The 22,993-nt window shown below is 52.6% G+C and carries 14 protein-coding genes, 4 tRNA genes and 1 pseudogene; 5 read left to right on the top strand and 14 right to left on the bottom strand.

What is annotated here, in order from left to right:
• The first annotated feature begins 308 nt into the window (after window positions 1-308).
• Window positions 309-1,619 (top strand): ammonia-forming cytochrome c nitrite reductase subunit c552, encoded by a 1,311-nt coding sequence (locus ACF8D4_RS02115; RefSeq protein WP_226564080.1) that lies wholly within the window; start codon window positions 309-311, stop codon window positions 1,617-1,619.
• Between the two features lie 211 nt (window positions 1,620-1,830).
• Here ACF8D4_RS02115 and hrpA read toward each other — a convergent pair whose 3' ends face one another.
• The 3 genes from hrpA to ACF8D4_RS02100 all read right to left on the bottom strand — a co-directional run bounded on the left by hrpA (window position 1,831) and on the right by ACF8D4_RS02100 (window position 7,361).
• Window positions 1,831-5,706 carry an ATP-dependent RNA helicase HrpA gene (gene hrpA, locus ACF8D4_RS02110; protein ID WP_392468249.1) on the bottom strand — a complete coding sequence of 1,292 codons (3,876 nt, stop codon included), beginning with the start codon at window positions 5,704-5,706 and terminating at the stop codon, window positions 1,831-1,833.
• A 108-nt stretch (window positions 5,707-5,814) separates the two neighbouring features.
• Window positions 5,815-6,231, bottom strand: a complete 417-nt coding sequence (locus ACF8D4_RS02105) for a CBS domain-containing protein (RefSeq protein ID WP_028779284.1) — start codon at window positions 6,229-6,231, stop codon at window positions 5,815-5,817.
• 95 nt (window positions 6,232-6,326) lie between these two features.
• Entirely contained in the window at window positions 6,327-7,361 is a 1,035-nt protein-coding gene (locus tag ACF8D4_RS02100) for an isoaspartyl peptidase/L-asparaginase family protein (protein WP_071237610.1), read from the bottom strand.
• Between the two features lie 184 nt (window positions 7,362-7,545).
• Here ACF8D4_RS02100 and ACF8D4_RS02095 point away from each other — a divergent pair, with 184 nt between their 5' ends.
• Together ACF8D4_RS02095 and ACF8D4_RS02090 are read left to right on the top strand one after the other, a co-directional pair.
• Entirely contained in the window at window positions 7,546-9,345 is a 1,800-nt protein-coding gene (locus ACF8D4_RS02095; protein WP_037467326.1) for an autotransporter assembly complex family protein, read from the top strand.
• Entirely contained in the window at window positions 9,342-13,340 is a 3,999-nt protein-coding gene (locus tag ACF8D4_RS02090; protein ID WP_144133546.1) for a translocation/assembly module TamB domain-containing protein, read from the top strand. The genes ACF8D4_RS02095 and ACF8D4_RS02090 overlap by 4 nt, the downstream gene beginning before the upstream one ends.
• A gap of 164 nt (window positions 13,341-13,504) precedes the next feature.
• Here the strand turns inward: ACF8D4_RS02090 and rplY are convergent, their stop codons facing one another.
• A complete protein-coding gene (rplY, locus tag ACF8D4_RS02085; RefSeq protein ID WP_025009640.1) occupies window positions 13,505-13,792 on the bottom strand; it encodes a 50S ribosomal protein L25 in 288 nt (95 codons plus the stop codon).
• Window positions 13,793-14,086: 294 nt separating this feature from the next.
• Here rplY and ACF8D4_RS02080 point away from each other — a divergent pair, with 294 nt between their 5' ends.
• Entirely contained in the window at window positions 14,087-14,590 is a 504-nt protein-coding gene (locus ACF8D4_RS02080; protein ID WP_044734399.1) for a hypothetical protein, read from the top strand.
• Here ACF8D4_RS02080 and ACF8D4_RS02075 read toward each other — a convergent pair.
• Together ACF8D4_RS02075 and ACF8D4_RS02070 are read right to left on the bottom strand one after the other, a co-directional pair.
• The gene (locus ACF8D4_RS02075) at window positions 14,478-15,026 is read right to left on the bottom strand and encodes a DUF882 domain-containing protein (protein WP_054744685.1); all 549 of its coding nucleotides are present in this window, start codon (window positions 15,024-15,026) and stop codon (window positions 14,478-14,480) included. The genes ACF8D4_RS02080 and ACF8D4_RS02075 overlap by 113 nt on opposite strands.
• Window positions 15,027-15,210: 184 nt before the next feature.
• Window positions 15,211-16,665 carry a murein L,D-transpeptidase gene (locus tag ACF8D4_RS02070; protein WP_257578214.1) on the bottom strand — a complete coding sequence of 485 codons (1,455 nt, stop codon included), beginning with the start codon at window positions 16,663-16,665 and terminating at the stop codon, window positions 15,211-15,213.
• Window positions 16,666-16,868: 203 nt separating this feature from the next.
• Here ACF8D4_RS02070 and ACF8D4_RS02065 point away from each other — a divergent pair.
• A pseudogene (locus ACF8D4_RS02065) lies at window positions 16,869-17,159 on the top strand (HU family DNA-binding protein); the annotation flags it as partial.
• A 213-nt stretch (window positions 17,160-17,372) separates the two neighbouring features.
• On the opposite strand, the gene ACF8D4_RS02060 reads toward ACF8D4_RS02065, so the two are convergent.
• The 8 genes from ACF8D4_RS02060 to ACF8D4_RS02025 all read right to left on the bottom strand — a co-directional run bounded on the left by ACF8D4_RS02060 (window position 17,373) and on the right by ACF8D4_RS02025 (window position 22,794).
• Window positions 17,373-17,446, bottom strand: a tRNA-Cys gene (locus ACF8D4_RS02060).
• 36 nt (window positions 17,447-17,482) lie between these two features.
• Window positions 17,483-17,558 (bottom strand) — tRNA-Gly (locus ACF8D4_RS02055).
• Window positions 17,559-17,726: 168 nt separating this feature from the next.
• On the bottom strand, window positions 17,727-18,275 hold the full coding sequence (gene pgsA, locus ACF8D4_RS02050; RefSeq protein WP_028779289.1) for a CDP-diacylglycerol--glycerol-3-phosphate 3-phosphatidyltransferase: 549 nt from the start codon (window positions 18,273-18,275) through the stop codon (window positions 17,727-17,729).
• A 47-nt stretch (window positions 18,276-18,322) separates the two neighbouring features.
• Window positions 18,323-20,152, bottom strand: a complete 1,830-nt coding sequence (uvrC, locus tag ACF8D4_RS02045) for an excinuclease ABC subunit UvrC (protein ID WP_096141699.1) — start codon at window positions 20,150-20,152, stop codon at window positions 18,323-18,325.
• A 91-nt stretch (window positions 20,153-20,243) separates the two neighbouring features.
• Entirely contained in the window at window positions 20,244-20,888 is a 645-nt protein-coding gene (gene uvrY, locus ACF8D4_RS02040) for a UvrY/SirA/GacA family response regulator transcription factor (protein ID WP_025009635.1), read from the bottom strand.
• Between the two features lie 276 nt (window positions 20,889-21,164).
• A complete protein-coding gene (gene abiEi, locus ACF8D4_RS02035) occupies window positions 21,165-21,686 on the bottom strand; it encodes a type IV toxin-antitoxin system AbiEi family antitoxin (RefSeq protein ID WP_044734395.1) in 522 nt (173 codons plus the stop codon).
• A 507-nt stretch (window positions 21,687-22,193) separates the two neighbouring features.
• Window positions 22,194-22,284: transfer RNA gene (locus ACF8D4_RS02030), tRNA-Ser, on the bottom strand.
• A gap of 419 nt (window positions 22,285-22,703) precedes the next feature.
• Window positions 22,704-22,794 (bottom strand) — tRNA-Ser (locus tag ACF8D4_RS02025).
• Window positions 22,795-22,993: the final 199 nt, after the last annotated feature.

Below are 22,993 nucleotides of genomic sequence, written 5' to 3'. Positions count from 1 at the left end.
TAACTAACGGTTAAAAAACCAACGAAATAAGCAAAATATCCCTTAGGGAGTAGTGTCCAGGCTGGGCGGGCTTTAAAGCGATAAAACGGCTATATAAGGAGAAACTGAATCCTGTTTCAGGTCACAGAATTCAGTAAAAACAATATCTTGCGGTTGCAACTACAGACAGAGCTCCTTAGCATTATCATGCATTTTAGTTATATCTTTTTTGATTTCAGGGACCAAATTTCAAACGCCTGTTTGTGCGTCGTCCCAACCAAGGAGAGCCAGTCGTGAACCCCTTTACCCACCCTACTACACTGCCCTTAGTGCTCGGTTTGAGTCTGTCATTTTCCGTTGTCGCAGCAGATAAAACATCGAGCCTGCAATATCAGACCTGGGCGCAAACCTCAGAGGAGATGCAGCGGGAAGATATGCTTGAGAAAAACCCCGCCAGCGTGATCCTCTGGGCCGGCTCGGCTTATGCCAAGGAGTACCATAGCCCCAGAGGGCACCACTTTGCCGTCGCCGATGTCAGTCACAGTCTACGCAGTGGTGTTAGCCCCAAGGCTGGTGAAACAGGCCTATCGGCCAGCTGTTGGACCTGCAAAACGCCGGATGCGCCCAGGCTGATGAAAGAGCTGGGTGTAGAAGGCTTCTCTGCCAAGAGCTTTGCCGAGCTGGGTCCGGAAATCCAAAATCCTGTGTACTGCTCCGATTGCCATACCCAAGGCTCAGCTGAACTGACACTGCCAAGACCTCATGCCCAGGATGCCATGGCCAAAGTGCACAAACCCTTTGGCGAACAAAATCAGTCTATGCAGCAATCACAGGTTTGCGGCCAGTGCCATGTCACTTACTACTTCCAGCCTGAGCGCCAGGACAAGGTCAATATCCCTTGGATCTTCGGCAACAGCGCCGATGAGATAGAAAAGTACTATGATGCCCGGCAGTTTTTCGAGTGGGTACACCCGATATCGAGAACGCCGCTGGTGAAGGCGCGCCATCCCGAGTTTGAGCACTGGAACCGCAGCGTCCACGCCGAGGCTGGAATCAGTTGTGTCACCTGTCATATGACCCAGGAAACCAGCGCCGACGGCAAATCTTTCACCAACCACAAGATAACCAACCATCTGCCGGACTTTGAAGCGGCCAATTGCAGCAGTTGTCACCAGAGTCAGCAACACATTACCCAACTGATTGCCGACAACAAGGCGCTACTGGAGACCAAGGCGCAACAGTTACAGGAACTGCTTATCAAGGCCCACTATGAAGCCGGTGCCGCCTGGAAGGCCGGTGCCCAATGGCAACAGATAGGAGAGGCCATTATGGGGATACGCCATGCGCAGTGGCGCTGGGACTTTGCCATGTCCTCCCACGGTATTCACGCCCACAACGCCAAAGAGGGTGAAGCCCTGCTGAACAAGGGCTTAGAGCAGATCCGCGCTGCCAGAGAGATATTGAGCAAGCTGAATGCCGACCTTGGCGTAACCCGAGTCGATTATCCGGACTACAGCACCAAGGCCAAGGCGCAGGCAGCCATAGGCGTGGAGCTGGAGAAACTGACCGAGGAGAAGCAGGCCTTTATCAAGACTGAAGTGAAAAAACATTGGCCCAAGGCTGCAAACTTCGGCTATTGAGCGGCAAGGTGAACAATAGCCGGAATGAGAGCCAAGCCTTAATCAAAACATGCAAATTTGATTGGGAATAAGCGGCGTTCGACAATAGCCGCGGTAGGAAATATGGCCGTTTACCAGGCGGGCACCAGCAGGCACTGTGTGCTCTGGGCCCGCCTGTTTTTTTATCGCGTCCACTTTAGGAGCCAAACGCGGCTGTCAGCTGGATTTTCAGTTAAAACTGCTGCAACTGGTTGAGGATGCGCTTTTCCGATATCGGATAAGCAGTGCCCAGACTCTGGGCAAAACAGCTGACCCTGTACTCTTCCAGCATCCAGCGCACCTCGGCCAGCGCCTCCGGTACCGCCTGGCTACGCGGCACCTTGGCAAGCGCGGCCTTGAACTCTATCTCGGCGTTGTGAATGCTGTGCAGGTGCAAACGGTCACGGTTGGGATCCACCGGCAGTTTGTCCAGGCGCAGCTCAATCGCCTTGAGATAGCGGATCAGATCCCCAAGGCGGCGCCAACCGGAAGCTTCAACAAATCCCTTGAACACCAGAGCGTCCAATTGGCTTTGAATATCACTCATGGCAAAGGCGATATCCAGGCTAATTTTGCCCTTGAGACGCTTACGGATCTTCTGGTGCAAGGTCAAAATCTGCTCCACCTTAAGGGCGATGGCCGCTGCGGTTTCATTGAGCTCGGCCCTGACAATCTCCTTGGCTTTGGCAAAGTCATCGGCACTGCGGACATCCAACTGCTGCTCATCCAAAAGCTGCTGAATTGCCGCGGCAATAATGTCATCTATCAGTATCTGTACCTGGCCGAATGGATTGAAATACATCGCCAGTTTGGCCTTGTTGGGCAAGGCCTGCTGTAGATGTTTCACCGGCGATGGAATATTGATAAGCAGCAGCTTTCTCAGCCCTTGTCTGTGGTGGGAAAGCGCCTGCTGTTCGTCATCAAATAATTTGATAGAAACTGTATCACCGGCATCCACCAAGGCGGGGAACGCCTTCACCTCATAGCTGCCTTTGCGGCTTTGATATTCCTTCGGCAGGTCGCCAAAGCTCCATTCGGTCAGGGCGTTTTGCTCTATGCCCTTGTCGGCAACCTTGCGTATCGCCTGGTTTACCTGCCCCTGCAATGATGCCTTGAGGCTGTCGAGATCCCGGCTCTGGGCCAAGAGCTTGCCCTTATCGTCTTCCACCTTGAAGTTCATCTTCAGATGGTCGGCAATGGCGTTGAGATCGAAATCCTCCGGATTGACACGGGTGCCACTCATTCTCAGCAGCTGTTTGCACAGGGAGGGCAACAAAGGCTGGTCAAAAGGTTCCATCGCCTGCACACAGGCGCGGGCATAATCCGGCGCCGGCACAAAATTGCGCCGCAGCGGTTTGGGCAAGGACTTGATCAGGGCAACACACTTCTCCTCCCTGAGCCCCGGTACCTGCCAGTCAAAATCGGTTTCATCCAACTGATTGAGCAGCGCCACCGGAATAAGCACAGAGACGCCGTCATCCTCGGCCGCCGGTTCAAAATGGTAACTCAGCTTGAGGCTGAGATTGCCCTGCTGCCAGCTGTCGGGGAAGTCCAATGCTGATACATGGGTGTCATCCCTTTGCATCAAGAGTTCGCGGCTGAAATTGAGCAGCTCAGGGGTCTCTCTCCTGGCCTGTTTCCACCAGGTGTTGAATTTGGGCTGGTTGTATATCCCTTGTGGAATGCGTTCATCGTAGAAGGCGAACAAGGCGTCTGTATCCACCAGAATGTCGCGCCGCCGCGACTTATGTTCGAGATCTTCCACCTCTTCGAGCAACGCCTGGTTGGCCTTGAAGAAGGCTTCATTGCAGCGCAGCTCACCCTCGGCCAGAGCCGAGCGAATAAAGATTTCCCGAGCCTTAACCGGCTCCAGCGGGCCAAACTGTACCCGGCGGCGGTTGACTATGGTGAGGCCATAGAGCACCTGATTTTCCAGGGCGATCACACTGCCCTGTTTGGCTTCGAAATGGGGCTCGTTGTGCTGCTTCTTGACCAGATGCGCCGCCAGAGACTCGAGCCATACAGGATCGATACGGGCGCAGGTACGGGCGAACAGGCGTGATGTTTCGGTAAGCTCGGCCGCCATAATCCACTTGGGGCCCTTCTTGGCCAGCGGCGAGCCGGGAAACACAAAGAAGCGCCGGTTGCGGGCCCCCAGATACTCGTTGTCTTTATCCTTGAAGCCGATATGGCTCAGCAGCCCCGAAAGCAGCGCCTGGTGCAGCGGCTCATATTCGGCGGCCTGACTGTTGAGGCGCCACTTAAGGTCGTGCACACTCTGACGCAGCTGGGCATAGAGATCCTGCCATTCGCGAATACGCAAATAGGCCAGATACTCGGCCTTCACCTGCTTGCGGAACTGGCTGGATGACAGGCTCTTCTGTTGCTCTTTGAGGTACTGCCACAGATTGAGCCAGGCAACAAAGTCGGAGTCTTTGTCGGCAAAACGGCGATGGGCCTCATCGGCGGCCTGTTTCTTCTCATGTGGCCGCTCGCGGGGATCCTGAATCGATAACCCGGCAACAATCACCATCACCTCATGCAGACAGCCAAGCTTATTGGCCTCAAGCACCATGCGGGCCAAGCGGGGATCGACCGGGATCTTCGCCAGATCGCGCCCGAGCGGGGTCAGTTTCAGCGCCCCTTTGTGCTTGCTCACCGCCTGCAACTCTTCGAGCAGCAAGAAACCGTCGCGGATATGGCGCGGATCCGGTGGCTGAATGAAGGGGAAGCCCTCAATGTCACCCAGGCCTATGGCCAGCATCTGCAGGATCACGGATGCCAGGTTGGTGCGCAGAATTTCAGGATCGGTAAACTCCGGCCGATTGATAAAGTCCTGTTCGTCATAGAGGCGAATACAGATCCCCGGTCCAACCCGGCCGCAACGTCCCTGGCGTTGATTGGCACTGGCCTGGGAGATGGGCTCAATCGGCAAACGCTGCACCTTGGTACGATAGCTGTAGCGGCTTATCCTGGCGGTACCTGGGTCGATAACATAGCGGATCCCGGGCACAGTCAGCGAGGTTTCGGCCACGTTGGTGGCCAATACAATGCGCCGCCCTGGATGCGGCTTGAATACCTTGGACTGCTCGCCGTATGACAAACGGGCATAAAGCGGTAAGATCTCGGTATCGCGCAGGTTACGCTTTTTCAGCTGCTCAGCGGTATCGCGGATTTCGCGCTCGCCATTCATGAAAATCAGAATGTCCCCCGGGCCTTCACGACAGAGTTCATCGACGGCGGCAAAGATGCCGTCCATCAAATCCAAATCGGCGTCGTCATCCTGCAACAGGGGGCGATAGCGGGTTTCCACCGGATAGGTGCGGCCGGACACTTCCACCACGGGCGCATTGTCAAAGTGCCTGGAAAAGCGCTCCACATCTATGGTGGCCGAGGTGATGATCAACTTGAGATCCGGGCGCTTTTGCAAAATTTGCTTCAGATAACCCAGAATAAAGTCGATGTTGAGACTGCGTTCATGGGCTTCGTCTATGATGAGGCAATCATACTGACTGAGCCATTTATCCGATGCCAGTTCCGCCAGCAGGATACCGTCTGTCATCAACTTGATATAGGAGTCCTGGGAAACCGCATCGGCGAAACGAACCTTAAAACCCACCGCCTGACCCAGCTCTGTCTTGAGTTCATCGGCAACCCGGCTGGCCACACTGCGGGCCGCCAGCCGTCTGGGCTGAGTGTGACCAATCAGACCACGGCTGCCAAGCCCCAAATCGAGACAGATTTTAGGCAGCTGAGTGGTCTTGCCCGAGCCGGTCTCACCGGCCACTATCACCACCTGATGATTAATGATGGCCGAGGCGATTTCATCGCGCTTTTGTGACACCGGCAGCTCATTCGGATACTCGATGACAGGTCTGTCTGCCAGCCTTTGCTGCGCCCTTTCATAAGCCTGCACCGCGGCCTCACTGAGCTCGGCGAGTTTTTGCTGTTTGGCTTCTGAGTCGGGGCTTTTTTTCAAGCGAAACAAGCTGCGGCGAATGCGCGCCGCATCGGCCTGAAAGCAGAGATCCAGATATTCGCGGGAGAGTGGGTGCAGCTTAGCGTTCAAAACCTGTGTCCATTGGGATCAAAAACGGCGATCCTAACAAGGATACGCCGTCTTGGGTATGCTTACTGACTGATAACGCCCAAATTTCAGTCAAATCAAGCGTTGTTGTCAGGCCGGAGTCAAATAACACTGCTGCATATAGATATTCATGGCCTTGAGCACATTGGTACGGTTGATGGTGCCCACCACCCGGCCATCTTCCACCACAGGGTATATTTTCGGCTTCTGCCCCAGCATCTGCTCGGCCAGCTGCAATATGCTGTCATCCGGCCTGACCCAAAGGACATCGGCGCGCATGCAGTCGCGCACCACGGCGGTCAAATCGCAGTGATAACTGCTCTTGAGCATGGCAGCCATACAATCTTGCTGTGACAAAAAGCCCACCAGGCTTCCTGCTGCATCCACCACGGGCGCCCCACCCTTATTGGCCTCAAGCAGTTTTTCCACCGCAGTGGCTATCGACATATCCGCCTTCAGCAACACAGGCTGACGGTCCATATGATCACGTATTTTTATCGAATCCATAGCTTTCCCCAAGTTCAAAACGGCTTCATTGTTCAGTGTAGCCAATATTTTGCCCTTGGGGTTCAAGGCAGCAGCGATTGCCTCAATCCAAAATTTTAGTTATCCCGCCAGATCATCACTTCCGCCGCTTGATTGCTCTTGCGCCAGGCTCGGTACATACCTTCGGTGTTGAACGGTGTTGCCACATTGCCTCTTTGGTCAATGGCGATCACCCCGCCACTGCCGCCGGCTGAGATCAGCCGCTGATTGATCACTTCATCGGCAGCCTGCAAAATCGATTTTTGCTGATACTTGGCCCTGGCGCAGATATCGCCGGCCACATGGAAACGGATAAAGTACTCACCGTGGCCGGTCGCCGAAACGGCGCAGACACCGTTCTCGGCATAAGTGCCGGCACCTATTACAGGTGAATCACCGATGCGGCCATAACGTTTGGCTGTCATACCGCCGGTCGAGGTCCCGGCTGCCAGGTTGCCCTGCTTATCCAATGCCACTGCGCCAACGGTACCGAACTTGTAATCAAGATCCAGAGGACTAAGACGCGCCTGAAAGTCTTTATTGGCTTCGGCGGCGTTGATTTTGGCCTTGGCATCAAGAAGCTGCTGATAGCGCGCTTCGCTGTCAAAGCGATTGCCGGGCACCAGCTCCATTCCCAACGTCAGGGCGAACTCTTCGGCGCCCGCCCCCGAGAGCATCACGTGCTCTGACTTGTCCATCACGGCTCTGGCGAGATCGATTGGATGACGTATATGTTTAACCCCGGCCACTGCACCGGCATTCATGCTCTTGCCGTCCATAATGGAGGCATCCAGTTCATGAGCACCATCAAAGGTATACACTGCGCCGACTCCGGCATTAAACAAGGGACTGTCTTCCAGCACTCTAATGGCAGCCTGCACCGCCTCCATGCTGGCGCCGCCCTTATCCAGCACCTTATAACCGGCATTGACGGCTTCAGTCAGCTTGTCGCGGTAGGCTTTTTGCTGCTCTTCAGTCAAGGCCGCCTTGGAAATAGTACCGGCGCCGCCATGAATGGCAATCGCAAAAGGAGCCTCGGCCGCCCAGGCCGGCAGCAACCCGGGTAACAGGAGTCCAAGGCTCAGGGCAAGAGTTTTTATTTTTGTTTTCATTGTATTGCTTCCATATTAACGACTGCTGCCTTTGTAACCATTTTATGCCTGGATGGCAATCTGTTACTTGCCTGAGCCAAGATCAGAGGCGACAATAGCAGCAATGTTACGCTAAGCAAAAGTTCTGATTTCCTTGACCAAATACAGTCGCTTTCCCGCGTATATCCTGAGTTTTGCGTCGATCATGCTGGCAAGCCCCCAGGTAGTGGCCGCCGATGATCCTCTGCTTAATCTCCGCATTGAAGGGGTTTCGGGCGAGCTTGAGAAAAATATCCGCGCACACTTGGGCAACTTTCCGGAGTCCAAGGTGCAGCGCCGTGCCTATCTATTTAATGTCAGCGACAGCGTTGAGGCCGCGCTGGAATCCATGGGTTATTACCATGGCAAGTTGGAACAAGAGCTCAAGGAAAGCAAACAAGGGCCGTGGGAGCTCAAGCTCACTATCACTCCGGGAGAAGTTACCCGTCTGCAGTGGGTCGATATCCGCCTCGAAGGCGAAGTACTCAACGACCCCTGGATCAACCGCTGGCTCAGTCAGGTCAAGGTCAAACCCGGCGATCCCCTCAACCACGGCGATTATGAACAGATAAAGTCGCAGCTTATTTCGCTGGCGCTGGCCCGGGGCTATTTTGATGGCCATTATCAAAAATCAGAGATCCGCGTTAATCGCGACCTCAATCTGGCACAGTTCAACCTGTTTTTTGACTCGGGCAAGCGTTACCAATTTGGTGAAGTTAGCTTTGAAGGCCACAGTCTGCAGCCGCAGTTGCTCGATGACTTGTTGCCATTCAAACCCGGCGCGCCCTACAGTACCCGCAAGCTCACGCGGCTCAATCAGGAGCTGCTGGATACCGGCTATTTTGCCAATATCAAGGTGTTGCCCCAAATCGACAAGTTGACAGAAGACAGCATCCCGGTACGGGTCGAGTTGACCCCAAGACCGGATCACTCCATAGAGCTGGGTCTGGGTGCCGACATCGGGTCCAGCACAGACAGCAGCCTGGATCCCAGGGTCCGGGTGACCTGGCGCACCCCGCAGATCAACAGTTACGGCCATTCCCAGGAGACCAGCATAGAGTGGTCGAGAGACAGACCCAAATTCCTCTCTACCTATACTATTCCCCTGACTCATCCTTTGGATGATCAGCTCAAGATCCGCGTCGGTCTGCTGAGGGACAAATACGGCGTAACTCAGGACTATGTTCCTGAGGACAGGGACTTTAGCAATACAGGTCAGTTGGAATCGACCAAGAAGCTTCTCGGGGTTGGCCGCAGCAAACGCCTGCATAACGGTTGGCTACTGAGCTACTCGCTGGAAGCGATTCAGGAAAGCTACACCCAGTCGGATATTGATTATGATCCTGGATTTTTGCTGTTTGGTACCACGCTGTCCAAGACCATACGCGGCGATAACAGCCTGGATCCCAAGTCGGGTTTCCGGCAACTTTACAGTATTGAATATGCCGATCCTTCACTGGGTTCAGAGATCCGCCTGACTCGGATGCAGGCCAAATTCAAATGGATTGAGACTTTCTTTGAAAAGCACAGATTTGTTTCCCGTCTCGATCTCGGGGTCAACCTGGCGGCCGAAGGCGATCTGGCCTTGATCCCGCCGTCGCTGCGCTACTTCGCCGGTGGCGATCAGAGTATTCGTGGTTACAGCTATCAGGAACTTGGGCCTCACTTGGATTACACCAATGATCAGGGTGGTCTTTCACGGGAGGTGGTCGGTGGCCGCTATCTGGCGGTCGGTAGCCTGGAGTATCAATACTACCTGACCCCAAGCTGGCGGCTGGGTACCTTTGTCGACGCAGGTAACGCCTTTGATGTCAGTCAATTTGAACCTGTGGTTTCCGTGGGCGGTGGTATTCATTGGATATCCCCCATAGGCCCCATCAAACTGGATGTGGGCTTTGGCCTGCACGAATCCGATGCCGAAGACAGGCCCTGGCGTATTCACCTGACCATGGGGACAGAATTATGAGCCAAGCCCCAATGCCACAGGAACCCAACCCAAGCAGCAAGCAAGTGGCGAAAAAGACGCGCCCCCTGTGGCTCAAGTCCTTGAGATGGTTCACCCGCACTCTTTTGTATATCCCGCTCGGCTTGCTGGTGCTGTTGGCACTCTTGCTGGGCACGGCACCCGGGAGCCATTTAGCGGTATTTCTTGCCAGTGCTCTGGTGCCGGATCTTGAACTGGAATATGCTTCCGGCACCCTGAACCGGGAGCTGCAACTCAAACAGGTACACTGGCAGATGGACGGCATCAGTGTCGCTGCAGATGCCGTTACCCTTGCCTGGCAGCCTGCCTGCCTTTTGCAAAAGCAGTTATGTGTCGACGCCCTGGAGTTGACAACAACCCAGGTCGACATAGACACCAAGGCCTTCGCCTCAGATTCAGCCACAGAGGAAGAAGCGACAAGTTCGGGAGAACTGGTACTGCCCTTTGGCATCAGCCTGAAACAAGCAAGCATCACGGATATTCAAGTGCGGGTCGATGAGATGCATTTTGATGCTGCGGCATTGAATACAGCAGCCAATTGGCAGGAAAGTGGTTTGCAGATCATCCAGCTTGAAAGTCGCGGACTCAGCGTGCTGATCCCTGAGGCTAATGCGGCAGAAGCGCAAGCGACAGACAAAGACAAATCAGCCGCAGTGGCCAAGCAACAAAAAGCGGCACCAAAGAGTGAGACTGATGAATGGGCGCTGGCGCAGATGCCAAACGTTGCCATGCCCTTCCCCATCTATTTAAAGCATGCCGAGCTAAAGGACTCACGCCTGCAGATCATGGGGCGGGATGATAGGTTTGAGGAACTGCGTCTCAGCGCCAGCTACATCGGCGCTGAGCTGCGGGTCAACGAGTTTTATGCCAAACACACAGATGCCAGTCTGTCGCTGGAAGGTGAACTGACTCTGGATAAACATTGGCCCATGGCACTGACGGTACAACTGGAGTTACAGCGTTTACCTGAACTACCGGGACTCGAGCAGCAACAGCTGGATCTCGCCCTCAAAGGAGATTTCAGCGACTTGCAGCTCAAGGCCAAACTCAGTGGCGAGCAGAGCCTGGCACTCAATGCCAGCGTCAATCTCGCCAACCCTGAACTGCCCTATTCAGTAAACATCTCAGAAGGGGAACTGCATTGGCCCTTTGATCTGGCTCAGTACAGTGTCAGCGGACTGGCGTTGGAAAGCCGCGGCAGCCTCAAGCAACAGGCCGCCAGTGTGGTCGCTCAGATAAGCACTCCCTTCTACCCTGAGCTCAGCCTCAATACCCGCCTGGCGCATCAAGGCCAAAGACTCAAGATTGAAGAGTTCAGCAGTGACAGCAGCGCCGGTAAACTTGTACTCCAGGGTACGCTGGATTACGCCGATGGCATCGCCTGGGATGCAAATCTTGCGCTTTCACACTTCAACAGCGGCGCAATAACCCTGCCTTCTACCGAAGAAGCTGTTAAGGAAAAAGACCCAAATAGCCAAGTTGCCCACAACAAGCGTAAGAGTGACAACGAGGCAACAAGTGCACAAAGCCAAGCTGACGAGGGCAAATCTGAAGAAAGTCTGGCGGAAGATACGCCGGTGATCCCGTCCAGCGATATCAGCGGACAGCTGGCCAGCAGTGGTCGCTGGCAGGATAGCAAGTGGCGAGTGAGTCTGAAGCAGACCCAACTTCAGGGCTCATTGGACCGCCTACCCTTTGAACTGACAGGCGATCTGGATATAGATGATTCGCTTGAGCTCAGCAGCCAGGGATTATCGCTGCGGGCGCTCAATACCCGCCTGGACTTTTCCGGCAGCGCCAAAGAGCAATGGGATCTCAGTGCCACGCTGGACGTGCCCGATTTCAATCTCTGGCATCCCGACGCTTTCGGTGCTTTGACGGCCGATATCCAGGTGGTGGGCGATGCCAAACACCCGCAGGTACAGCTCAAGGCCAATACCCAGAGTATCAGATTTGGCGATCTCAAACTCAGCGGCAGTCAACTCAAGGCGCTCTATGCACCGCTGGATCTGCATGAGTTTGCCCTATCGCTGAAGACAAGTGAATTTGACGGCGCAGGTATTCATCTCGATGGCATCACTCTCAGAGCCAAGGGTAATGAACAGCAACAGAAACTGGGGCTGGAAACCGAGGGCGATCTGCAGCTGGATACTGCCATCCACAGCAAGCTGGATCTCGCCAAACAAAAGGCCAAGGTGGAACTCAGCAAATTCAACTTGGGATCCGTTCTGGGGCTTTGGCAGCTTGAACAAACAGTGTCACTGAACTGGGATCTCAAGCAGAACCGTGGTGAACTCAGTGGCTTTTGTTTGAGTCACCCATCCAGCAGACTCTGCCTGACCGATAATGTCAGCCTCAGTGACAAGGGGGAAGCCAAGTTGCATTATCAGGGGCAACCCGGGCAACTGCTCGCCAAGCTGTTACCCGAGCAGTTCAGCTGGCAGGGTGATGCCTTGATGGATGCCGCCATCGCCTGGAAACCCGGCGCGCGTCCGCAGGGTAAGCTCGACTTCCAGTTGGCTCCCGGGAAAGTCAGCCTTAAACGCAAACAGCAAGCCAGTGCCAGCGTTGACTATCAGGCGTTGAAACTCAACGCCACCCTGGATGATGATGCGCTGAGAAGCCATATTCTGTTCAATTCCGATGCTCTCGCCCGCTGGGAAAGCCAGCTGGATATCAAGGTCACTCCGGATCGCAGCCTCAGTGGTTACGTCAATATTGAAAAAATCAATCTACAACTGCTTGGCCAGTTCATGCCACAACTTGAAACCATTGAGGGTTTACTCGGCGCCAACTTGAAGTTGGCTGGCAGCCTCAACAACCCAGAGCTCAGTGGTCAACTTAACCTACGCGATGGAGCCCTGGCCAGTACAGTCAACCCCACTAGACTGGAGCAGATATCACTGGATATGGCCTTTGCCGGCCAAACCGCCGAGCTCCAGGGCCAGTGGATGATGGGCAGCGGCCAGGCGAACCTCAGCGGTCAACTGCGCTGGCCTGAAGGACAATTCAGCGGTGATATCCAGCTCAAGGGACAAGAACTCGGTGTCATTCAACCACCACTGGCAATTGTCAATGTCAGCCCGGATATTCAACTGCATTTCAGCCCGGACGCGCTCGATATCAAGGGTGAGGTCAAGGTGCCCTCCGGCAATATCAAGGTGGTGCAACTGCCGGCCGGAGGGGTGAGCGTATCATCCGATGTGGTATTCAGCGACTCTATTTCCGAGCAGGAGGCCAAGGCATCCCCCATGGCTTTGAGCGCCGATCTGAATATTGATGTCGGTGATAAGCTGGCTATCGATGGTATGGGTCTCAAAGGGATGTTGGTGGGTACCTTACGGATGCAGCAATCGCCGCAGAAGCCGCCGCAACTCTTTGGTGATATCAAGGTAGTTAACGGCAGCTATAAATTCATGGGGCAGACGCTGAAAATTGCCACAGGTGCGGTGCAGTTTGTTGGGCCTATGCAAATCCCCAACCTCAATATCGAGGCTATTCGGGAGATCCGCGATGAAGATGTCACCGCCGGGGTACGTATTACAGGCACTCCCAACAAACCGATAGTGACCCTGTTTTCCACCCCCGCCAAGGAGCAGGCCGAAATCCTCTCCTATATTGTCCAGGGTAAAGGTTTTGGCTCCGGCAATGAGCAGAACAACTCACTGATGATGGGCGCAGCGCTGTCGCTGAGCTCCCAGGTCGATGGTGGCGCCATTTCCAGCCTGGGCGACACGGCGGCCGGCCTGGTAGAGATGTTTGGCTTCTCCAATGTGCAGTTGGATACCAATGATGATGGTAAAGTCGCCATCAGCGGCTATATTGGCAAAGATTTGATGATCAAATATGGTGTCGGTGTATTCAATCCGGGTTATGAAATGACGGTACGCTACTATCTGTTGTCGCAGCTCTACCTGGAAAGCGTATCCGGCACTCTGGGCCAGTCACTGGATATCTACTACAGCTTTGATCTTTAACTCATGGTAGCGGATGTCAGCCTTGCGGGTATCCGCTACTTATCCCATCCGGCCTGGACATAAAATGCGACTTAAAGCCTAATTAGCTGTCCCCGCTGCTCAAAACCCAAAATGCAGACATAAAAAAAGCGCCCTGAGGGCGCTTTTCAACATCCAATTATCGATTAAGCGTAAACGAAGTCTACGTGCTCGATCATTGGCTTGAACGCGTGACGCTGCATAGCCTGAGCGCGTACTTTAACTTCTTTACCGTCCAGAACTATGGTCAGATCGCTGGTGTAGAAGTCATCGTTGCTTTGGATGTTGATGATATCTTTGTGCTCGAACACAATAGCAACGGCTTCTTTGCCGGCGCCATAGATAACGGCTGGAACTTTCCCGTCACGACGCAGGCGGCGGCTCGAACCTTTCCCAATCTCAGTGCGGGTTTGTGCTGGAATAGTGTAAGACATAATAATACTCTTTTGATAGTCAATAACTGGCCACTATTTTCGACCAATAGCGGCCTTCATATAAAGCGGGCGAATACTAGCACAGAGGTAACTGAGCCGACAAGCTGATTTACCCTTTACAGGTAAAAGTGAAGTCAATTTCTCTCTCCCGCTGTTGCTCATCTGTAACATCTGTAATCATTAAGAAAAGCCATTGCTTAGCAGAGGTTTTACCCTGATCGAGATCACAATTTTTCCATCGCCCTGCTGCTACCCTGCTTTCAGTAATCTGGTTTTATTACATGAAGCAGGCCGATGAACGCCAATCTGCAGCAACTGATACGGGATGATAGCCTGTGCTATAAACTGGCAGCGGAACTCCATTACCTGATCGAACATGCTCCCTTTCAACAGGAGAAGCTCGACCTGATTTTATTGGAGTTTCTCGCCTGTAATCAGCAGAAAAGCGGCCATCTGTTACATTTGATGCGTGCCTGCAACTGCCCGGATCTCATCGAGCAATTGAGCTCAGACGCCCTCTTTTATGACAGACTCAACACCTTGGTCGCCGACTGGCAGCAAACCCGCGAGCTGTTACGTCTCAGATTGCAGTTCAGCGAGCTGATGGCACTGCTTGAAGATAGAAAGCCCCGCGAACAGGGCTTTATCCGCAGGGCGGAAACCAATCTCTCTGTGCCGGAAAAACCTACCAGCTGCGCACCGGCCCGCAGTCAACGTGGACAAATCCCGACTTCGGATAATAGCCGACTCCCCCTAGTTTTAATGACAGGGCAGCCTCACGCAAAGTCTCAAGCTTAACTCCGGGGATCGCGATATCCATTGCCATACCCCGCATATGGTAACTCTTCTTGGCTACGCCGTTACTCTTGCCGGCCAGCATGGCGTTGGTTTTAGGCGAGCGATAACCTGAAATCACATGGATCTCTTCAGAAACCGACAGCGTCTGCTGTAGGCTGAACAGGAGATCGAACAGGCGTTTATCCATAGGGGCCGCCAAATTCAGCCGATGATCTCTCAGCAGATGGCTGAACTGCGACAGAGTGTTACTCTGATAATGACCGTCTTTCCAATAAGTCCCATCGCCACGCTCCCCTGTATGCCGGTTATAAAAACTCAGATATCGACTACCTTTAGTAGACCGACTCGCCATCGCTTTTGAAGGAAGCATAGAAACCATTGCCGCGCCGCCAAGGCCCATCAACAACTGCCTACGGGCAGGACATACTACTGACACTTATTCACCTTGCACAAAAAACAACCACAAGGCGGCAAATTATACGGGATTAACGCCAAGGTCAAGCGCCGATTTAGAGGCAGCGCCGCGGCCTTTTGAGATGAAATAGACAGAAATCGAGATAATTCCTTGCACCACATTAAGTTAGTAAAGCTTGGGTTCGGCGCCCCAAAGATACTGTTTCTCAAGGACGCAGCAAATGCTCTTCACGTCCCTGACGCTGCTCTGCCTTGTGGGCCAATTCAGTATTCCTTATTGTCTGCGCCCCAAGAGCCACCTTAACTCCCGGGCTCAATTGATAGATGTCACTGCGAAATTGCGCTCTTTCCCGCTCATCCATCCACGCAGTCCAATAAACCAGATGAACAGGCAGGCGCTGCTCAAAGGCAAACCATTGAGTGGTTTGATAGTCACTTTGCATCTGCTGCCAGGTTCTCTTGTCCCGCACCAGATTATTGGCCATCCAGGACGCCAACTCTTCCACCTTGTCGACCCGGATACAACCGGAAGACAGGGCTCGATTGGCTTTGGCAAACAGATGCTTGTCCGGTGTGTCATGCAGATAAACATTAAAGCCATTGCTGAAATGGAACTTGTAGCGTCCCAAGGCATTATCGGCGCCCGGTTGTTGTACCAAACGATAAGGGAAACGGCCACTCGCCTCTTTTTGCCAGGCTTCGGCGCTTTCTTCCACTCTATTACCCTGATAGTCATAGACATTGAAATGCCGCTGCTGCAGATATTCACCATCCTTGCGGATCTGCGGCAGTAAGTCGCGCCTCAGTATACCCCTCGGCACAGTCCAGGTAGGATTTAAAACGATATTGGATACCTCACTGCTGAGCAGTGGTGTTTGCCGATAGGGTTTGCCGACTATGACCCTGGAGCGTAACTGCACCTGGTTGTCATCCACCAGAGTCAACTCGAACGCCGGGATATTCACCAACAGATAGCGCTTTCCCAATTGCTGCTTGTAGACGGTGCGGGCAACGAAGTTGCCGGCCAGCATGCGGGCACGTTGCAATGGTTCAGTATTGAGCCAACGCAGCGTATCAGGGCCTATGATGGCATCGGTTTTAAGCCCATGACGGGATTGAAACGCTTCTACCGCCGAGGCCAGCTGCGGTGAATAAACCTTGTTATCGCCCGGCTCGCTGCTGAGATCGCCAAGCCAATATAGACGCTTCGCAATTGTTGGGATCAGCAGATGACTGTCGCCAGGGCGCAGCCAACCACCGGGATCCAACCTGGGCCATTGATGCCGCTCAGCGAGCCAAATCAGATAGCGGATCCGGCTGCTGGTTGCCAGATAGTCGTCTTCCTGAGGCTCCAGCGCCAGCGCCCGGCTGAGCGAATTGGCGTCAAGGGGTAGCGTGTTGAAGGCCAAAGGAACGCCACGACGCTTCCAGAAGGCTGCAATATCCTGTTCAATCCCCTCACGCAACTCCAGTTGAAGGTTAAGATCGCCGCGGCTCATGGAACGTAAATCATCGGCAAACTCCTGCCCTTCAGGCAGCAGAGCCAGCAACTGCAGCTGATTATTCAGGATCCTGATAGCGGCATCATCGGCTTTAACTGCATATGCCGCGCCGCTGAGGAGCAGAATGATCAGTAAAGGCATTAACACGCGCTTTGTCATATCGGCCTCCCGGGACATAAGCTCAATTATGGCAAATATGCGCCGTGATTCGATGATATTTTGCTGACAATTGGCTGAACGACCATTGATTAACATAATACATTGGCAAGTAAATGATTATTAGCGATTGATAATTAACCACTTATCAGCACAAGCCTGTGATCATGGAGATTATTCTGATATAAAATCCTGCCAAAGCAGTAACAGGCAATATAATGAACAGACAAATGCTCATTCGGCAGATGGCCGAAAGACAACAGATCTCAAAGGCTCAAGCCAAAGTGCAACTGCAGCATATTCTGGCTAGCCTTACCCAGGCACTCAGTGAAGGCGAGAAGGTTTATCTGCCGCAGTTTGGCACTTTCGAGCTCAGATACCACCTTCCCCGCAACGGCCGTAACCCACAAACCGGTGAACCTTTGGAGATTGCCGGCAGCAATCAGCCTAGCTTTAAGGCTTCCCCTTCGCTGAAACAGGCTCTGCAGCCAGAGTAATACGTTCTCGGGGCAGGCTCTCTGCCCCCTGCATCAATAGTCATGCTTGTTGCTGGCCAAAGATATCAATACTGACGCTTGTATCTGACAGTTGAACCGGGATTTGATGTGATAAAAGTCAGCAGCTATTAACGAACGTAAACTTGGTATGAAAACAAGGGCTAAGTCTGCTTCTAGTGACTTCAAGGGAATTCAATTTAGGGGGATTAAATTTGGAGGCGCGACCCGGAGTCGAACCGAGATCGACGGATTTGCAATCCGCAGCATAGCCATTCTGCCATCGCGCCTTTTTGGGGTCACAGCATTGAGGTGCTGTGTGAGATTGGAGCGACATATCGGGTTCGAACCGATGACCTGTACCTTGGCAAGGTACCGCTCTACCAACTGAGCTAATGTCGCATCACTTTTCTTGCTTCGTTTTGTATTCAGAGCCAGCCCTGACTACGGATTGGCATTCTACGCTTTTAACCCCGACTGTCAACGAAGAATTAGTGCTTAACTGTTTGCTTGGACACTAAATAATCTTATCGAAACATTATTGTGCAATCGGGCACAAACTAGCACCGTTTAACCTGCTATCAGATCCTTCCAGGCGGCCTTGATATAACTGATCATCGACCAGAAGGTCAGGAAAGCCGCCACATACAGCAAGGCATAGGCGGTATAGATCATCCAGTCGCCCTGCTTCCAGATAAGCCCAATAATTGCCACCATCTGGGCTGCCGTCTTGTACTTGCCAATCCAGGATACCGCTACAGCGCCGCGTTTACCTATCTCGGCCATCCACTCACGCAGCGCCGATATCACCAGCTCACGCCCTATCATAAACAGCGCCGGCAAGGTCAGCCAGATGGTGTTGTAGTCTTCAACCAGCAGCACCAGGGCCGTGGTCACCATCAGCTTATCGGCCACAGGATCCAGGAAGGCACCAAAACGAGTGGACTGCTCCAGTTTACGGGCCGCATACCCATCCAAGGCGTCGGTAATGGCTGCAAGCCAGAAAACAAATGCAGCCATGAACGGCGCCCAACTGTACGGTAAGTAAAATACCAGAACAAAAACAGGCAGTAAGAACAGCCTAAACCAGGTAAGGGCGATGGGTATATTAAACGGCATGATAAAACCAAATAATCAAAAGCAGCGCCAATCTTGCCTGATTTTTACTACCCCCGCAATGCATCGTGTATCGTTTGAGCCATTTCTGGACTAATCCCGGGCACTTTTGCCAATTCCGCCACACTTGCCCCCTTCACCTGTTGTAATCCCCCCAGATATTGCAGCAAAGCCTTACGTCTTTTCGGGCCAATCCCCGGGATAGACTCAAGGCTTGAGGTGTTGCGGGTCTTTTGGCGTTTATTTCTATGACCGGTAATCGCAAACCTGTGGGATTCATCGCGAATATGTTGAATAAGATGCAGCGCCGATGAGTCATCCGGCAGTGAAAAGCTCTCTTCGGTATCACCGAAGATCAGGGTTTCCAACCCGGGTTTGCGGCTTTCACCTTTGGCGACCCCAATAAGTGTAGGTACGGCATCTATGCCGACAAACTTTTCGTTGACCACTTCCTGAGCCATTCTGAGTTGCCCAAGGCCGCCATCGATAAAGACAATATCCGGGATCTTGCCCTGTGCATTGACTTTATCAAACCTGCGAGTCAAGGCCTGCTTCATCGCCGCATAATCATCACCGGGAGTAATGCCCTTGATGTTGTAGCGCCGATATTCGCTCTTGTCCGGCCCTTCACGATTGAACACCACGCAGGAGGCCACAGTGCTCTCCCCCATGGTATGACTGATATCGAAGCACTCCATACGTTTAATCGGGGTGCTTTGTTCAAGCGCCTCTTCAAGCAGCAGGAATCTCTGCTCCACCGTATTGCGGTGGGCCAGCTTGGTATTGACGGCATTGGTAGCATTGGTCTTGGCCAGGCGCAGATAACCGGCTCTATCCCCCCTGACCCGAGTGCGGATGGCCACTTTCTTGTTCAGCGCTTCCATCAACACCTGCTCCAGCTCCTCCAGTTCCTCATAGCTGTCACTCAGGAGAATTTCCCGCGGGATAGTACGCTGAATATCGACATTGAGATAAAACTGCAGCATAAAGGCTCTGAGTACCTCAGCCATTTCGGTCTGCGCCGGCACGCTGGGATAGTAGCTGCGGCTACCGAAAATCTTGCCCTCGCGAATAAACAACAGATGGAAACAGGCCACCCCTGAGGCGTAGTGCACCCCAATCACATCAAGATCACCATGGCTGGATGACACTTCCTGCTGCTCGGCCACTCGTCTGAGCGCCATGATCTGATCCCGATAGCGGGCCGCCTGCTCGTAGGCCATGGACTCGGCCGCCTGCTCCATTTTCTTGACCAAGGCGCTGAGCACCTGCTGATCCTTGCCCTTGAGAAACAGGGTCGCCAACTTGACCTGCTCCAGATATTCCTCGTCCGAGACCTTGCCGACACAAGGGGCGCTGCAACGCTTGAGCTGGTACTGCAAACAGGGACGCGAGCGCGCCTTGTAGTAGAGGTCGTCACATTGACGAATAGGAAACAGTTTCTGCATCAAATGCAGGCTTTCACGCACCGCACCGCCATTGGGATAAGGCCCGAAATACTGCCCCTTCTCCCGTTGCGGCCCCCTGTGGTAGGCAAGCCTGGGGTGCCTGTGCTGGCTCAGCAAAATAAAGGGGTAAGACTTGTCATCCCTGAGCAGCACATTGTATTTCGGCAAGTACTGCTTGATGTAATCGTTTTCCAGGATCAGTGCTTCGGTTTCACTGTGAGTCAGTGTCACATCGATATTGGCGATATGGGACACCAGCGCCTGAGTCTTCACATTGGGCAGATTCTTGCGAAAATAAGACGAGAGCCGTTTCTTGAGATCTTTGGCCTTGCCCACGTAAATCACGCTACCGCCGCTGTCGTACATACGATAGACGCCCGGCGCTGAGGTCAGATTTTTAAGAAAAAGCTTGGGATTGAATTCCTGCGGCATGAACCCACTCTACGAATAACGGCTGAGGAGATAAAGATTTCAGGGACAGAAAACAACAAAAGAAAGAGGGAGCCATGGCTCCATGTGTAAATCAGAACTGCCCGGTGTCGAGCATTTTATACCGAATCGCCAATCGGGTCAGCTCCACATCGCCGCTGATCCCCAGTTTGGCAAACAAGCGATAGCGGTAGCTGTTAACCGTCTTGGGGCTGAGGTTCAGCTGCTCGGAGATATCATTGACCTTCTCACCATTGGTGATCATCATCATGATCTGCAATTCCCGCTCTGACAGCGACTTGAAGGGGTTCTCATCTGTCTGATCAAACTGACTCAAGGCCATCTGCTGGGCAATTTCCGGTGACAGATATCGCTGCCCGTGAGCCACCTGCCGAATGGCTTGGATCACCTCCGGCGGCTTGGCTCCCTTGGTCAAATAACCGGAAGCACCGGCCTGCATCACCTTGGTCGGGAAAGGGTCCTCTGAGTGAATAGTCAATACTATGATTCTGGCATGGGGTTGGTAACGCAGAATTTTACGGGTTGCCTCAAGCCCCCCTATTCCGGGCATATTCATATCCATCAAAATCACATCGGCTTCATTCTGCCTGCTCCACTGCACAGCAGCTTCGCCATCACCGGCTTCCCCTACAACTTTAATGCCTTTCTCATCTTCGAGGATCCGGCGGATCCCGGTTCTGACCAACTCATGGTCATCCACCAAATATACGGATATCAACTTCAACCCACCTTATTATTGTCGGCCTTTTCGTGTAGCCCTGATTCTTCGAAGCCTTTGGGATAATTTAGCCCATCTGCCGACAATAGAAAAGCTCAAGTTAACTTTATGATTATAAAAGAAACTCATTCTTATGTTGACTTGGATAAGGGATAAAGTGCAACAATCTTCCCTTTTGTTGCATAAAAATTCTCTTGCCAAGGCAATAAAATGCCAAAGTCAGTGCAACAATGCCTTGGCCGAAAGGCAAATGGGTTCGGGTCGACATTGAGCCGGTTAAGATTCAACCAACATATGCAAGTTCCGGCCAACCCGTTTCAGATCTCTCAGGGCAGCCGCTTCTGTAGCCATACGCAGCGGCCTTTGCGGAATTTTGATGGTATTATGCAAAATATCCATGTCATCGCGCTGGGTATGGGTAAATTCGATAGTGCCATAGGGTGTCTTGAAAACCCCCTTTCGACCTGTGGTCATCACGGTAATGTAACTGATAGGGATCTGCGAAATCGCACCATATTCAGACAGGGCCGATTCCAGCGAGACATAGTTATACTCACCGCGCCGCAGTGCACAGGCGATATGCTCTACCGCGTAACTATCTCGCCGGCTCAGTGCAAACAGGTATACGCCGCGGCAGGGCCTTTCCAGGATCCCCTGCTTTATCAACCTAGGCAGGCTCTGCTTAAACGCTTCTGCCGTATCATCAAAAAATAGCCGCTTCAGATTCCCCTTGGTATAAACATAGATGCCTTTACGATCAAAACTGTGCAGCCGTTGCAAAGCAGTACTGATATCCATAATCCAATCAAATAGACATAAAAGTGCTTAATAGCATACCTAAATGCTCACTTAAAGCCTATTGGAACGAGATAGCCTCTCTGTCTGAATTAAGAGGAAAATTAATGGACTTGAAACTGTGTAGGTGAGCTCTAACACAGAACTGATTTTCCAGTAGCAATCATTAAAACTGGGGCACGAAAAAGCCCGCTTATTTGCACAAGCAGGTCTCTCAGAATAAGGCAGAGGTACAGAGATTTAAATCCTGCATAACTGCGCTATAAACCCTGTTACGCTTCAGTCAGAATGACAACTAGCTTGGATAGATATGGAAATCAGGCATGAAAAAGCCCGCCTGTTTGCACAAGCGGGCCTCCCTGAATATGGCAGAGGTGCAGAGATTTAAATCCTGCATAACGGCGCTATAAACCCTGTTACGCTTCAGTCAGAATGACAACTAGCTTGGATAGATATGGAAATCAGGCATGAAAAAGCCCGCCTGTTTGCACAAGCGGGCTTCTCTGAATATGGCGGAGGAGCAGGGATTTGAACCCTGGATGGGCTATAAACCCATGCCGGTTTTCAAGACCGGTGCATTCAACCACTCTGCCACCCCTCCGGAACGACGCAAATAGTATATCCAACAAAAAAGCGTGTAAACCTTTAATAAATCATTTTATTCCAACTGCTTATTCGTTAAACAAAGCGGCTTTTAGTTGAGCATTTCAGAACTATAAACTGTCCCAACCCCGTCAGATAGATCTGAGTATCGTTGATGTAGTCGTTGGACAAACAAGTGGATTGCCTACTCTATTGGCGACTTTAAGTCTATAACTGGCATAGGAACGGAAATACGAAAGGCCCACCTTTTTGCACAAGCGGGCCTATCTGAATGTGGCGGAGGTGCAGGGATTTGAACCCTGCATAACGGCGCTATAAACCCGCTATTCTCTAACCGCCTATACCTGGCTAATCGCTATCATCAAAACTGAGATACGAAAAAGCCCGCCTGTTTACACAAGCGGGCCTCTCTGAATATGGCGGAGGAGCAGGGATTTGAACCCTGGATGGGCTATAAACCCATGCCGGTTTTCAAGACCGGTGCATTCAACCACTCTGCCACCCCTCCGGAACGGCGCAAATATTATAAGCTCACTAAGCCGTTGTAAACCCTTATTTCTAAAAATATGTTCATATGCCTAAATCTCAGCCATCCGAAGGATTCAAACGGAACTCATATCGAACAATAAAAGCCGCTCCAGAATGGAGATTTACCATGCCGCTCCGTCACCCCTGTGGTAAAATCAGCTTATCTTTAAATGACTTTG

The organism is Shewanella sp. YQ_9, assembly GCF_043103185.1.
GTDB classification, from domain to species: Bacteria; Pseudomonadota; Gammaproteobacteria; order Enterobacterales; family Shewanellaceae; genus Shewanella; species Shewanella algae.
Note: the sequence above shows the minus strand (reverse complement) of the source record. Positions and strands in the feature narration are given on the sequence as shown.

Coding starts and splice junctions, on each gene's coding strand:
- ACF8D4_RS02105 (WP_028779284.1), bottom strand. CDS start 6,231: ATGGATTCGATAAAAATACGTGATCATATGGACCGTCAGCCTGTGTTG.
- ACF8D4_RS02100 (WP_071237610.1), bottom strand. CDS start 7,361: ATGAAAACAAAAATAAAAACTCTTGCCCTGAGCCTTGGACTCCTGTTA.
- ACF8D4_RS02095 (WP_037467326.1), top strand. CDS start 7,546: ATGCTGGCAAGCCCCCAGGTAGTGGCCGCCGATGATCCTCTGCTTAAT.
- ACF8D4_RS02090 (WP_144133546.1), top strand. CDS start 9,342: ATGAGCCAAGCCCCAATGCCACAGGAACCCAACCCAAGCAGCAAGCAA.
- rplY (WP_025009640.1), bottom strand. CDS start 13,792: ATGTCTTACACTATTCCAGCACAAACCCGCACTGAGATTGGGAAAGGT.
- ACF8D4_RS02080 (WP_044734399.1), top strand. CDS start 14,087: ATGAACGCCAATCTGCAGCAACTGATACGGGATGATAGCCTGTGCTAT.
- ACF8D4_RS02070 (WP_257578214.1), bottom strand. CDS start 16,665: ATGACAAAGCGCGTGTTAATGCCTTTACTGATCATTCTGCTCCTCAGC.
- pgsA (WP_028779289.1), bottom strand. CDS start 18,275: ATGCCGTTTAATATACCCATCGCCCTTACCTGGTTTAGGCTGTTCTTA.
- uvrC (WP_096141699.1), bottom strand. CDS start 20,152: ATGCCGCAGGAATTCAATCCCAAGCTTTTTCTTAAAAATCTGACCTCA.
- abiEi (WP_044734395.1), bottom strand. CDS start 21,686: ATGGATATCAGTACTGCTTTGCAACGGCTGCACAGTTTTGATCGTAAA.